The 12,900-nt window shown below is 70.7% G+C and carries 11 protein-coding genes; 4 read left to right on the top strand and 7 right to left on the bottom strand.

Going from position 1 to position 12,900, the window contains the following annotated elements; translation table 11 throughout:
• Window positions 1-35 precede the first annotated feature (35 nt).
• The 6 genes from O3W51_RS28810 to O3W51_RS28785 form a co-directional block, all read right to left on the bottom strand.
• Window positions 36-593: a GNAT family N-acetyltransferase gene (locus O3W51_RS28810; RefSeq protein ID WP_138356697.1), complete on the bottom strand. Its 558-nt coding sequence runs from the start codon at window positions 591-593 to the stop codon at window positions 36-38.
• Between the two features lie 16 nt (window positions 594-609).
• A complete protein-coding gene (locus O3W51_RS28805; protein ID WP_138356698.1) occupies window positions 610-1,455 on the bottom strand; it encodes a GNAT family N-acetyltransferase in 846 nt (281 codons plus the stop codon).
• A gap of 125 nt (window positions 1,456-1,580) precedes the next feature.
• On the bottom strand, window positions 1,581-2,735 hold the full coding sequence (gene ispG / locus O3W51_RS28800; protein ID WP_138356699.1) for a flavodoxin-dependent (E)-4-hydroxy-3-methylbut-2-enyl-diphosphate synthase: 1,155 nt from the start codon (window positions 2,733-2,735) through the stop codon (window positions 1,581-1,583).
• A gap of 95 nt (window positions 2,736-2,830) precedes the next feature.
• On the bottom strand, window positions 2,831-4,150 hold the full coding sequence (locus O3W51_RS28795) for a M50 family metallopeptidase (RefSeq protein ID WP_138356700.1): 1,320 nt from the start codon (window positions 4,148-4,150) through the stop codon (window positions 2,831-2,833).
• Entirely contained in the window at window positions 4,147-5,394 is a 1,248-nt protein-coding gene (gene dxr, locus O3W51_RS28790; protein ID WP_138356701.1) for a 1-deoxy-D-xylulose-5-phosphate reductoisomerase, read from the bottom strand. Before dxr ends, O3W51_RS28795 begins: the two co-directional genes overlap by 4 nt.
• Before the next feature lie 110 nt (window positions 5,395-5,504).
• A complete protein-coding gene (locus O3W51_RS28785) occupies window positions 5,505-7,445 on the bottom strand; it encodes an acyl-CoA dehydrogenase family protein (protein WP_138356702.1) in 1,941 nt (646 codons plus the stop codon).
• Between the two features lie 225 nt (window positions 7,446-7,670).
• On the opposite strand from O3W51_RS28785, the gene O3W51_RS28780 reads away from it, so the two are divergent.
• The 4 genes from O3W51_RS28780 (at window position 7,671) to O3W51_RS28765 (ending at window position 11,408) form a co-directional block, all read left to right on the top strand.
• Complete coding sequence (locus O3W51_RS28780) at window positions 7,671-9,260, top strand: molybdopterin-dependent oxidoreductase (protein WP_443048350.1); 1,590 nt, start codon at window positions 7,671-7,673, stop codon at window positions 9,258-9,260.
• A 77-nt stretch (window positions 9,261-9,337) separates the two neighbouring features.
• Window positions 9,338-9,997 (top strand): fasciclin domain-containing protein, encoded by a 660-nt coding sequence (locus O3W51_RS28775; protein WP_138356704.1) that lies wholly within the window; start codon window positions 9,338-9,340, stop codon window positions 9,995-9,997.
• Window positions 9,998-10,065: 68 nt separating this feature from the next.
• Window positions 10,066-10,653, top strand: coding sequence for a sigma-70 family RNA polymerase sigma factor (locus O3W51_RS28770; protein ID WP_138356705.1), 588 nt, complete (start codon window positions 10,066-10,068; stop codon window positions 10,651-10,653).
• Window positions 10,650-11,408, top strand: coding sequence for an anti-sigma factor (locus O3W51_RS28765; protein ID WP_138356706.1), 759 nt, complete (start codon window positions 10,650-10,652; stop codon window positions 11,406-11,408). The genes O3W51_RS28770 and O3W51_RS28765 overlap by 4 nt, the downstream gene beginning before the upstream one ends.
• 101 nt (window positions 11,409-11,509) lie before the next feature.
• On the opposite strand, the gene O3W51_RS28760 is transcribed toward O3W51_RS28765, so the two are convergent.
• On the bottom strand, window positions 11,510-12,900 hold a 1,391-nt coding region (locus tag O3W51_RS28760), incomplete at its 5' end, for an aldehyde dehydrogenase family protein (RefSeq protein ID WP_269287699.1).

Raw genomic sequence — 12,900 nt, 5'->3', positions numbered from 1 at the left:
AGGATATCCAGCCCGTCCGGCGGCACGGAAATGCGTTATGCCGGATCCCGGGGCCGGTCCGGGCGGCGCAGCGGCAGGGGCGCGCCCATCACCGCGTACGGGCTCGTCGCGCTGGGGAAGTGCACGGGACGGGCCAGGTCCTGGTAGCCGAGCGCCCGGTAGAGCCGGCGGGCGGGGCTCTCGACGTCGATCGCGGAGAGGATGCTGCGCGGTTCGGTGGCCGTGTCGGTGATGGTGGTGATCAGCTGCCGTCCGATGCCCAGCCCCTGGAAGGCGGGCAGTACGTGCAGCTCCGTGATGACGAAGGAGCCGTCGAGCCACTGCTCGGTGCCGCGGTGCCGCAGATACGGCTGGACGACGGTGGACCACCAGTGCGCGCGGTCGTTGGGCATGCCGTAGACGAAGCCGACGAGCCGTCCGTCCTCGGTGGTGGCACCGAGGGCGCGGGCGCCGGGGCAGGCGAGATGCCGCACGACGATCTGGCGGCGGATGGCGATCTCGTCGTCGTCGAGACCGAAGGCGAGGGCCTGTACGGCGAGCGCCTCGTCGACCCGTTCCTCGAGGTCCAGACGGCCGACCACGACATCTTCCATGGGACGGGACATTACGTCAGAACAGCACGCTCATGAAGGCTCCGACCTCGGTGAATCCCACCCGGCGGTAGGAGGCACGGGCGGGTGCGTTGAAGTCGTTGACGTACAGGCTGGCGACCGGGGCCACATCCCGCAGCGCGTAGTGCAGCACGGCGGCCATCCCCGCCTCCGACAGGCCCTGTCCCCGGTACTCCGGCGCCACCCAGACGCCCTGGATCTGGCAGGCGTGCCGGGTGACGGCGCCGATCTCGGCCTTGAAGACCACCCGGCCGTTCTCGATGCGGGCGAACGACCGTCCGGCGGTGACGAGTTCGGCGACCCGGGCCTGGTAGAGCAGCCCGCCGTCCCCCGCGAGCGGGGAGACGCCGACCTCTTCGGTGAACATGGCCACGCACGCGGGCATGATCACATCCATCTCGTCACGGCGGACGCGCCGGACGAGGGGGTCGGGGGTGATGCCGGCGGGCAGCGCCCGGGTGGTCATCAGCGGCTGACGGCTGCGGATCTCCCGGGCCGGGCCCCAGCTGGGTTCGAGCAGCGACCACAGTTCGGTGGTGGGCTCGGCGGGTCCGACGATCGACGAGCAGCGGCGGCCCGCCCGGCGGGCCCGCTCGGCGAAGGCGCGGACGGCTTCCGGGCCCGCGCAGATCGGCACCAGATTGGCGCCGGCGTAGCACAGGGAGGCGAGCCGGCCGCCGGAGTACCAGCCCCACATCTCGCCGCCGAGGCGCCAGGGGTCGAGGCCCGCGACGTTCACACGGGAGGCGACGAACGCGTTGGACACGGGGTCGCGGTCGAGCACTTCGAGGGCGGCGTCGAGTTCGCCGGCCTCCAGGACCTTCGCGGTCGTCGTCGTCAACACGTGTGCGCCTCACCTACAGGCCGCGGGGGGCGGGGGTACCCCCGGCCACACGGCCGGGGGTAGATCTTCGCACTTTACCTCGCGGAGGGGAGTTTCGCGGAGGTGGCCTCAGCGGCCTTCCCCGGTCAGCTCACGTTGACCTGGGGCTCGCCGGACGCGATGCCGTCCGCTTCCATCTGCTCGGCGATCTTCATCGCCTCTTCGATCAGGGTCTCCACGATCTTCGACTCCGGCACGGTCTTGATGACCTCGCCCTTGACGAAGATCTGGCCCTTGCCGTTGCCGGACGCGACACCGAGGTCGGCCTCGCGGGCCTCACCGGGGCCGTTCACGACGCACCCCATGACGGCGACGCGCAACGGCACCTCCATGCCCTCAAGGCCGGCGGAGACCTGGTCGGCGAGCTTGTAGACGTCGACCTGGGCACGGCCGCAGGACGGGCAGGAGACGATCTCCAGGCGGCGCTGCTTGAGGTTCAGCGACTCCAGGATCTGCAGGCCGACCTTGATCTCCTCGACCGGCGGGGCCGAGAGCGAGACGCGGATGGTGTCGCCGATGCCCTCGGACAGCAGCGCGCCGAACGCGACGGCGGACTTGATGGTGCCCTGGAACGCGGGACCGGCCTCGGTGACACCGAGGTGGAGGGGGTAGTCGCACTTGCCGGCGAGCAGCCGGTAGGCGTTGACCATCACGACCGGGTCGTTGTGCTTCACCGAGATCTTGATGTCACGGAAGCCGTGCTCCTCGAACAGCGAGCACTCCCACAGCGCGGACTCGACCAGCGCCTCGGGGGTGGCCTTGCCGTACTTCTCCATCAGCCGGCGGTCCAGCGAGCCCGCGTTGACGCCGATCCGGATCGGGGTGCCGACCGAAGCCGCCGCCTTCGCGATCTCCTTGACCTTGTCGTCGAACTGCTTGATGTTGCCGGGGTTGACGCGGACGGCCGCGCAGCCGGCGTCGAGCGCCGCGAAGACGTACTTCGGCTGGAAGTGGATGTCCGCGATCACCGGGATCTGCGACTTCTTGGCGATGGTGGCGAGCGCGTCGGCGTCGTCCTGCGTGGGGCAGGCCACCCGCACGATCTGGCAGCCGGAAGCGGTGAGCTCGGCGATCTGCTGGAGCGTCGCCCCGATGTCCGCCGTCACCGTCGTCGTCATGGACTGGACCGAAACCGGCGCGTCCCCGCCCACCGCGACCGACCCGACCTGGATCTTGCGGCTGTGGCGGCGGTCGGCGAGCTTGATCGGAACGTCGGGCATTCCGAGCGAAATCGCGGTCATGTGCTTGGCATCCCCAAGGGTGTGGAACAAGGTCCCGGCGTGGGCGGGCTCCGTTTACCGAGGTTACGGCAACCCGCCCGCGTCTCCCGCATCCGTCAGGAGAGCGTCACCGGATTGACGACATCGGCGACGAGCACCAATGCCGTGAAGCAGATGAAGATGCCCGCGACGACATAGGCGACCGGCATCAGCTTGGCCACGTCGAAGGGGCCCGGGTCCGGGCGCCGGGTCAGCTTGGCCAGCCTGCGGCGCAGCGACTCCCACAGGGCGCCGGCGATGTGACCGCCGTCGAGCGGGAGCAGCGGCAGCATGTTGAACAGGAACAGCGACAGGTTCACTCCGGCGAGCAGGTTGATCATGACGCCGATCTGCTGCGTCGCGGGAATCTTCAGCGAGAAGACCTCGCCGCCGATCCGGGCGACACCGACCATGCCGACGGGCTGGTCGACGGTGCGCTCCTTGCCCTGGAAGGCCGATCCCCACAGCGCGGGGATCTTCGAGGGGATGTCGGCGATACCGCGGATCGAGTTCTTGGTCATCGAGACCATGCGGTCGGTGGACTCGGCGAAGGTCAGCGTCCTGACGCCGTTGGCCGGGCTGAAGCCGAGGAATCCGGCGTCGACGTACTGGCCCTTGATCGGGAAGCCGTCGCTGTCCTTCTTGTTCACCGTGTTCTTGACCAGGGTCGGGTGCAGGGTGAGCTGCTGCCCGTTCCGGAGGACGCCGACGGTGGCCGGGCCGATGGTGTCGCGGATCTGGTCCGACAGGTCGTCCCAGTCGCTGACCGGCTTGCCGTTGAAGGAGACGATCTTGTCCCCGGCCTTGAAGCCGGCGGCCTTGGCGGGCGGGGCCACGGCGTTCTTCGGGCAGACATCGGCCTTGGTGGCCTTGTCGGTCGCCGCGGAGGCCTTGACCACACACTCCGAGACGCTGCCGATCGACGTGGTCGTGACGTTTCCGCCGATCCCCATCAGGGAGACCGCGAAGAGCGCCACCGCCAGGATCAGGTTCATGAACGGCCCGGCGAACATGACGATGACGCGCTTCCACGGCTTACGCGTGTAGAACATCCGCGTCTCGTCGCCCGGCTGCAGCTCCTCGTAGGCGGCCGAACGGGCGTCTTCTATCATGCTGCGCCACGGCGAGGTGGAACGGGCGCTGACCTTGCCGTCCGCGCCGGGCGGGAACATGCCGATCATGCGGATGTAGCCGCCGAGCGGGATCGCCTTGAAGCCGTACTCGGTCTCGCCCTTGTGCCGCGACCAGATCGTCGGCCCGAAGCCGACCATGTACTGCGGCACACGGATCTTGAAGAGCTTGGCGGTGGAGAGATGGCCGAGCTCGTGCCAGGCGATGGAGAACAGCAGGCCGACGACGAAGATGACGATCCCGACGCCCCACATGAGTGCCGTCATACCCGTGCAGCCTCCGTAGCCAGTTCCCGTGCGCGGGCCCGTGCCCACGCTTCCGCTTCAAGGACGTCCTCGACGGTCAGCCGAGTTCCCGGATCCGGATGGCCGTGTTCCTCGACCACCCGGGCGACGGTGTCCACGATCCCCGTGAAGGGCAGCCGGCCGGCGAGGAAGGCATCGACGCATTCCTCGTTCGCCGCGTTGAACACCGCGGGTGCGGTGCCACCGAGGCTACCTACATGTCGCGCCAAAGCCACCGCTGGGAACGCGTCGTCGTCCAACGGGAAGAATTCCCACGTCGACGCCTTCGACCAGTCGAACGCGGGTGCGGCATCCGGCACCCGCCGGGGCCAGCCGAGGCCGAGCGCGATGGGCATCCGCATGTCGGGCGGGCTCGCCTGGGCCAGGGTCGAGCCGTCGGCGAACTCCACCATCGAGTGGATGTACGACTGCGGATGGACGACGACCTCGATCCGGTCGAAGGGGATGTCGTAGAGCAGATGTGCCTCGATGACCTCCAGACCCTTGTTGACCAGGGTCGCGGAGTTGATCGTGATGACCGGGCCCATGTCCCAGGTCGGATGCGCGAGTGCGTCCTTGGGGGTGACGCCGGCGAGCTCCTCCTTGGTGCGGCCGCGGAACGGGCCGCCGGAGGCCGTGACGATCAGCTTGCGGACCTCTTCGCGGGTGCCGCCCATCAGCGCCTGGAAGAGCGCGGAGTGCTCGGAGTCCACCGGGATGATCTGCCCGGGCTTCGCGAGCGCCTTCACCAGCGGACCGCCGACGATCAGCGACTCCTTGTTGGCGAGGATCAGCACCCGGTCGGCTTCCAGGGCCGCCAGCGTCGGGCGGAGCCCGATCGAACCGGTGATGCCGTTGAGGACCGAGTGGCACTCGCTCGCGGCGAGCCGGGTCGCGGCGTCGGGGCCGGACAGGATCTCGGGGAGCGTCCCGCCGGCGCCGTACTGCCGGCCGAGCGCCTGCCGCAGCGGCTCGACGGCGTCCTCGTCCGCCACGGCCACGGTCCGTACCCGCAGCTGGTGGGCCTGCTCGGCGAGCAGCTCGATCCGGCCGCCGGCGGCGGACAGCGCCACCACGCGGAAGCGGTCGGGGTTGCGCAGCACCACGTCGATGGCCTGGGTGCCGATCGAACCGGTGGAGCCGAGGATCACGATGTCCCTGGGCCCGTCGGTGTCGGCGGCGGCCGCGAATTCGCGGTGATGCGGGTCTGCGAGGGAGTCCGTCATCCTCCCATTGTGGCCGCATCCCCTGTCAGCTCGGACAGGGGATGCGGGTGTCGGGTCCCGGGCGGGTCCGCGGGCGGAGCGGTACGCGGGAGCCGGGTCAGCGGATGGGCTCAGCGGATGGGGCGGTGGACGTTCTCGGTCGTGGCGGGGCCGGGGGTGGCGTCGGCGATCCAGGGGCCGTCGCCGCTGAGGTCGACGATGCCCGCCTCCAGCCAGGTGTAGGTACCGCCGAGCACGCCGTCGACGACCTTGAGGTCCAGGTCGTCGGTGTTGGACCACAGCCGGGTGAAGAGCTCCTCGACACGGATCCGGGACTGCCGGCAGAACGCGTCGGCGAGCTGGTACGCGGCCCGGCCCTCCTCGCCGGACGAGCGCAGCATCTCGGCGCGTACGCAGGCCGCGCTCATCGCGAAGAGCTCCGCCCCGATGTCGACGATGCGGCCGAGGAAGCCCTGCTTGGTCTCCATCCGGCCCTGCCAGCGCGCCATGGCCAGGAACGTCGAACGGGCGAGCTTGCGCGCGCTGCGCTCGGTGTACCGCAGGTGGGTGGCCAGGTCCGGGTAGCCGTCCGGGTGGAACTCGGCGTACGACGTGGGCAGTTGGCCGGCGCCGGCGACGAGCTTGGGGAGCCAGCGGGCGTAGAACCCGCCGGCCCTGGCGCCGGCCTTCGCCTTGTCGCCGAGGCTCTTGTCGGGGTCGATGAGGTCGCCCGCGACGGACAGATGGGCGTCGACCGCCTCGCGGGCGATCAGCAGGTGCATGATCTCCGTCGAGCCCTCGAAGATGCGGTTGATGCGCAGATCGCGCAGCACCTGCTCGGCGGGGACGGCGCGCTCGCCGCGGGCGGCGAGGGACGCGGCGGTCTCGAAGCCGCGGCCGCCGCGGATCTGCACGAGTTCGTCGGCCATCAGACAGGCCATCTCGCTGCCGTAGAGCTTGGCGAGGGCGGCCTCGATCCGGATGTCGTTGCGGTCCTCGTCGGCCATCTGCGACGACAGGTCGAGAACCGCTTCGAGGGCGAACGTGGTCGCCGCGATGAAGGCGATCTTCGAGCCGACCGCCTCGTGCTTCGCGATGGACTTGCCCCACTGCTCGCGCTCCAGCGACCATTCGCGGGCGATCTTCAGACACCACTTCCCGGCGCCGACGCACATCGCGGGCAGCGAGAGGCGGCCGGTGTTCAGGGTGGTGAGGGCGATCTTGAGGCCGGCGCCCTCGGGGCCGATGCGGTGGTCGGCGGGGACGGTGACCTGGTGGAAGCGGGTGACCCCGTTCTCCAGGCCGCGCAGCCCCATGAAGGCGTTGCGGTGCTCGACGGTGACGCCCTCGGAGCCCGCTTCGACGACGAAGGCGGTGATGCCGCCCTTGTGCCCCTCCGACTTCGGCACCCGGGCCATGACGACCAGCAGGTCGGCGACGACGCCGTTGGTCGTCCAGAGCTTGACGCCGTCCAGGACGTAGGCGGAACCGTCCTCGGTGGGCACCGCGCTGGTCGCCAGCCGGGCCGGGTCGGAGCCGACGTCGGGTTCGGTGAGCAGGAAGGCGCTGATGTCGGTGCGCGCGCAGCGCGGGAGGAAGGTCTCCTTCTGCTCCGTGGTGCCGAACATCTTGAGCGGCTGCGGTACGCCGATGGACTGGTGCGCGGAGAGCAGCGCGCCGATCGAGGCGTTGGCGGAGCCCACGAGCGCGAGGGCCTTGTTGTAGTACACCTGGGTGAGGCCCAGGCCGCCGTACTTCGTGTCGATCTTCATACCGAGGGCGCCGAGCTCCTTGAGCCCGTTGATGACCTCGTCGGGGATCTGCGCCTCGCGTTCGATGCGGGCCCCGTCGATCTTCGTCTCGCAGAAGTCCCGGAGCTTGGCGAGGAATTCCTCGCCGCGCTGGACGTCGTCGGGCGCCGGCATGGGATGGGGATGGATCAGATCGAGCCTGAAGCGGCCCAGGAACAGCTCCTTGGCGAAGCTGGGCTTCCGCCAGTCCTGTTCGCGGGCGGCCTCGGCCACCTGCCGGGCCTCGCGTTCAGAAACGTTGTGTGCGGATGGTGCGGTCAAGAGGGCTCACCTCGCCGCGGAGTCGGGATGTACGGGCGCGGTCGGCCGCCGGGAGACCCGGTCAGCGAGCTACCGGGGTCGCCGGGTTACCGATCGGTGCTACTTGCCCGTATCTACCCCAATTCCCGTGCGGCCACCACCCCCCGCGCAGCACCGGCCGGGAGCACGGGCACGTCGGCTCACCCGATCGGGTGAGGGACCAATCCGGCTCACCACCCGCTCCGAATGCCCTGTGTGAAACGGAACTGGATGCGCGAGCTGCTGCTCGGCGCGGTGAGCGGAGAACTGGCGGCTGCCGTCTCGCTCGCCGCCGCCGAGCTGGTGGCCATCGCCGTCGGACCACAGGCGTCGCCGGTGACGGCGATCGGCGGAACGGCGATCGACGCGACTCCGGTCGAGGTGAAGAACTGGGCGATCCGGCACTTCGGCACCTCCGACAAGCTGGTGCTGCAGTTGGGCATCGTGGCCGCGCTGGCGTTGTTCGCCGCGGTCATCGGCGTGATCGCCGTCCACCACCGGCCGGCGGGAGTCGCCGGTGTGGCGGTCTTCGGCGCGGTCGGCGCGGTGGCGGCGGTCCGGCGGCCGGTGGGGGTGTGGACGGACGCGTTTCCCTCGCTCGTCGGCGCACTGGCCGGGGCGGCGGTGCTGTGGGTGCTGGCCGGCCGGATCCACGGCCAGGGCCCGCCTGCCACGGACGACGCCGGGAGCCCAGTGCGGCCCGTCGGTGCCTTCGACCGGCGCGGGTTCCTGGTCGCCGCGTCCGCGGCCGCCGCGTTCTCCGCCGTCGGCGGCACCGTCGGACGGCGGCTGAACTCCACCGATGCCGCGGCCGTCGCGTCCCGCGACTCCGTGAAACTGCCCGCCCCGCAGTCGGCGGCGGGGCGGGTACCCGCGGGCGCCGATCTCCGGATCCCCGGGATGCAGCCCTTCACGACACCCAATCCGTCCTTCTACCGGGTGGACACCGCCCTCACCGTTCCCCAGGTGAATGCCGACACCTGGCGGCTGCGGATCCATGGGAAGGGCGTCACCGAGCCGCTGGAGTTCAGCTATCAGGACCTGCTGCGGCGCCCGCTGATCGAGCGGGACATCACCCTGACCTGTGTGTCCAACGAGGTCGGCGGACCGTACACCGGCAACGCCCGGTGGATCGGGGTGCCGCTCGCCGCACTCCTGAAGGAGGCCGGCGTCAAGCCCCCGTCCGCCGGTGGTCCCGCCGATCAGCTGGTGGCCCGCTCGGTGGACGGGATGACGCTGGGCAGTCCGGTCGAGACGGTCCTCGACGGCCGGGACGCGATGCTCGCGGTCGGGATGAACGGCGAGCCGCTGCCCTTCACCCACGGTTTCCCGGTCCGGATGCTCGTCCCCGGACTCTACGGCTACGTGTCGGCCTGCAAGTGGCTGACCGACCTGGAACTGACCACCTTCGCCGACTTCGACGCCTACTGGGTCCGGCGCAGCTGGTCCCCGCAGGCCCCCATCAAGACGTCGTCCCGGATCGACACCCCCCGGCCCTTCGCCTCCCTGAAGGCGGGACCCGTGCCCGTCGCGGGCGTCGCCTGGGCCCAGCACCGGGGCATCGACAAGACGGAGGTGCGGATCGACGGGGGTGCGTGGCAGGCCGCCAGGCCCGCCACGGAGGACACCGCCGACACCTGGCGCCAGTGGTCGTACCTCTGGGACGCCAAGCCCGGTTCGCACCGTATCGAGGTCCGCGCGACGGACCGCACCGGCCGGACCCAGACCGGCGACCGGCAGGGCACCGTGCCCGACGGTTCGACGGGCTGGCACTCGGTGGTGGTCACCGTGGAGTGAGCTCCACGCACCACGTCACCGGCACTTCCACCCATCACCACCCGGTCCCACCGGGAACCCTCATGAGGAGATCTGTCATGTACACCACCACCCGTATCCGTCGTATCGCCCTCGTCTCGGCCGCGGCCGCTGTCCTCGCCGTCACTGCGTCCGCCTGTTCCGACAGCGGCAGCGGTAGCGCCGGCGACAAGAGCAGTGCCGCGCAGACCACAACGGCCATGCCGCCGTCGTCCTCCGCGGGCGACACGACGAACGCGTCCGCTCCCTTCGGCCCGGCCTGTGCCGGTGTGCCGAAGGAGGGCAACGGAAGCTTCGACGGTATGGCGAAGGACCCGGTGGCCACCGCCGCGTCGCACAACCCGGCGCTGTCCACCCTAGTCACCGCGGTGACGAAGGCCGGTCTCGTCGACACCCTCAACAGCGCGCAGAACATCACCGTCTTCGCGCCCACGAACGACGCCTTCGCCAAGATCCCGAAGGCCGACCTGGACAAGGTGCTGAACGACAAGGCCACGCTCACCAAGATCCTCACCTACCACGTGGTCGGCCAGCCGCTGACCCCGAACCAGCTCAACAGCGGTATGTTCCCCACGCTGGAGAAGCAGTCCCTCATGACCAAGGGTTCCGGCGAGTCCTACAAGGTCAACGACACGGCCAACGTGGTCTGCGGCAACGTGAAGACCTCGAACGCCAACGTCTACATCATCGACACCGTCCTGATGCCGCCGGTTTCCTGACCGGAACGGCCAATCCGCCGGGGCCCCGGCTACGAATCAATGGTGACAACCATTGCTCGGAGGTGCGCATGCACGCGGTAGCCCGCGACAACGGACCCGTGGCGCCGGGCCCCGGAAGCCTGGAGACCCTGCTCGAACGGGTCTCCAGGGGGGACCAGCAGGCGTTCGACAGCGTCTACACAGCCGTTGCCGGTTCCGTTCTCGGGCTGGCCCACCGCGTGCTGCGCGATCCCGCGCAGTCCGAGGAGGTCACCCAGGAGGTACTGATCGAGGTGTGGCGCAGCGCCGCCCGCTTCGACGCCGGCCGGGGCAGTGCCATGGCCTGGATCATGACGCTCGCCCACCGGCGGGCGGTCGACCGGGTGCGCTCGGCACAGGCCTCCGCCGACCGCGAGCAGCGGGCCGCGGCCCGCGACCACTCCCCCGCCTTCGACGAGGTGTCGGAGCAGGTCGAGCGGCGGCTGGAGCGCGAACAGGTGCGCCGCTGCCTGGGACAGCTGACCGAACTCCAGCGTGAGTCGGTGAACCTGGCCTACTACCGGGGATATACCTACCGGGAAACCGCCGATGTGCTGGGAACGGCACTCGGCACGGTCAAGACCCGTCTCCGGGACGGGCTCATCCGTCTGCGGGACTGCTTGGGGGTGACGTCGTGAACGATTCCGCCGATCTGCACACACTGACCGGCGCCTACGCGTTGGACGCCCTCTCCCCCGCGGAGGCGGCGGAGTTCGCCCGGCATCTCGCCGAGTGCCCCGCCTGCTCCCAGGAAGTGCGTGAGCTGCGGGAGACCGCGACCCGGCTGGCCTTCGCGGTGGCGCAGGTGCCGCCGCCAGGGCTGCGGGACCGCGTCATGTGGTCGCTGCCCGAGGTACGGCAGCTGCCGCCGCTGGTCGTCGAACCCGTCGTGGTGCCGTTGCGCGGCCCGCGCTGGCGGCAGCGGCTGCCCTATCTGGCCGCCGCGGCCTGTCTCGCCATCGCCGCGGGCGCCGGGGTCTGGGCCGTCCAGGCCCAGCGGGACGCCGACCGGGCACGGGACGGCAACATCCAGGCGGAGCAGCGCGCCTCCGACCTGGAGACGCTGATGGCGGCGCCCGATGCCACCCTGCGGACCGGCTCGATGCGGGGCGGCGGCGGGGCGACCGTGGTCTCCTCCCAGCGGCTCGGACGGACGGCGTTCGTCTACCACGACCTGCCGCCGCTGGGCACTGCGCGGGTCTACCAGCTCTGGTACAGCCAGAACGGCTCGATGATCCCGGCCGGTCTCGTCACTCCGGGCCGCACCGACGGCGCACAGCTCCTGGCGGGCGGCCCGAGGGGCGCCGACGCGGTCGGGGTGACGGTGGAACCGTCCGGCGGCTCACCGACCCCGTCGGGACCGCCGGTGATGGTCGTACCGATCCCTTCCTGACCGGATCGGACCGGAACGGGGCAGGGCAGGGCAGGGCAGGAAAAAACCGGCCGGGGCGCACCGCACATGCGCCCCGGCCGGTGGAGGGTGGTCCGTCGGTCTCAGAGGTCCAGGCCGGTCAGGACGAGGACCCGCTCGTAGGTGTAGTCGGCCATGGCGTACGAGACGCCCTCACGGCCGACACCGGAGTCCTTCACGCCGCCGTACGGCATCTGGTCCGCGCGGTAGGAGGGCGCGTCGCCGATGATCACGCCGCCGACCTCCAGCTCGCGGTGGGCCCGGAAGGCGGTCTGCAGGTCGTGCGTGAACACGCCGGTCTGCAGGCCGTAGTTCGAGTCGTTGACGGCCGCGAACGCCTCGTCGGCGCCGTCGACCTTCTGCAGCGACAGGACCGGGCCGAAGACCTCCGCGGTGGCGAGGATCGCGTCCGCGGGGATCTCGGTGAGCACCGTCGGGGCGTACGAGGCGCCCTCGCGGGTGCCGCCGGTGAGCAGCTTGGCGCCCTTGGCGACCGCGTCGTCGACCCAGGACTCGACGCGCTTCGCGGCGTTCTCGTCGACCAGCGGGCCCACGTCGGTGGCGTCGTCGGACGGGTCACCGGTGACCTGGGCCGCGACCTTGGCGACGACCTTCTCGGCGAGCACGTCGAAGACCGACGCGTCGGCGATGACCCGCTGCACCGAGATGCAGGACTGGCCGCCCTGGTAGTTGGCGAAGGTGGCGATACGGGTGGCCGCCCACTCCAGGTCCTCCTCGGAGGACCAGTCGGCCAGCACCACGGCCGCGGCGTTGCCGCCCAGTTCGAGGGTGGTGTGCTTGCGCGGCACCGAATCCATGATCTGGTAGCCGACCTTGTCGGAACCGGTGAAGGAGATCACCGGCAGCCGCTTGTCCTGCACCAGGGCCGGCATCCGGTCGTTGGGGACCGGAAGGACGCTCCAGGAGCCGGCCGGCAGACCCGTCTCGGCGAGGATCTCGCCCAGCACCAGGGCCGACAGCGGGGTCGCCGGGGCGGGCTTGAGGATGATCGGCGCGCCGACCGCGATCGCCGGGGCGACCTTGTGGGCGACGAGGTTCAGCGGGAAGTTGAAGGGCGCGATACCGAGCACGGTGCCGCGCGGGAAGCGCCGGGTCAGCGCCAGCCGGCCGACGCCGCCGGCGTCGGTGTCCAGCCGCTGCGCCTCGCCGCTGTTGAAGCGGCGGGCCTCCTCGGAGGCCCAGCGGAACACCGACACGGCCCGGCCGACCTCGCCGCGGGCCCACTTGATCGGCTTGCCGTTCTCGGCGGTGATCAGCCGGGCGATCTCCTCGGTGCGCTCCGCGAGCCGCTGGGCGACGAGGTCGAGCGCGGCGGACCGCACGTGGGCCGGGGTCGCGGCGAACTCGGCCTGGACGGCCTCGGCGGCCGCGACGGCCTCTTCGACCTGGGCCTCGGTGGGAACGCTGACCGTGCCGACGACCCGGCCGTCCCACGAGTTGGTGACGTCGAAGC

Source organism: Streptomyces sp. H39-C1 (assembly GCF_027158125.1).
GTDB lineage: Bacteria > Actinomycetota > Actinomycetes > Streptomycetales > Streptomycetaceae > Actinacidiphila > Actinacidiphila fildesensis.
Note: the sequence above shows the minus strand (reverse complement) of the source record. Positions and strands in the feature narration are given on the sequence as shown.

Excerpts from the sequence above, each read along its gene's own strand:
- O3W51_RS28810 (WP_138356697.1), bottom strand. The coding sequence starts at position 593 with ATGGAAGATGTCGTGGTCGGCCGTCTGGACCTCGAGGAACGGGTCGAC.
- ispG (WP_138356699.1), bottom strand. The coding sequence starts at position 2,735 with ATGACCGCGATTTCGCTCGGAATGCCCGACGTTCCGATCAAGCTCGCC.
- O3W51_RS28795 (WP_138356700.1), bottom strand. The coding sequence starts at position 4,150 with ATGACGGCACTCATGTGGGGCGTCGGGATCGTCATCTTCGTCGTCGGC.
- dxr (WP_138356701.1), bottom strand. The coding sequence starts at position 5,394 with ATGACGGACTCCCTCGCAGACCCGCATCACCGCGAATTCGCGGCCGCC.
- O3W51_RS28780 (WP_443048350.1), top strand. The coding sequence starts at position 7,671 with ATGCCCTGTGTGAAACGGAACTGGATGCGCGAGCTGCTGCTCGGCGCG.
- O3W51_RS28775 (WP_138356704.1), top strand. The coding sequence starts at position 9,338 with ATGTACACCACCACCCGTATCCGTCGTATCGCCCTCGTCTCGGCCGCG.
- O3W51_RS28770 (WP_138356705.1), top strand. The coding sequence starts at position 10,066 with ATGCACGCGGTAGCCCGCGACAACGGACCCGTGGCGCCGGGCCCCGGA.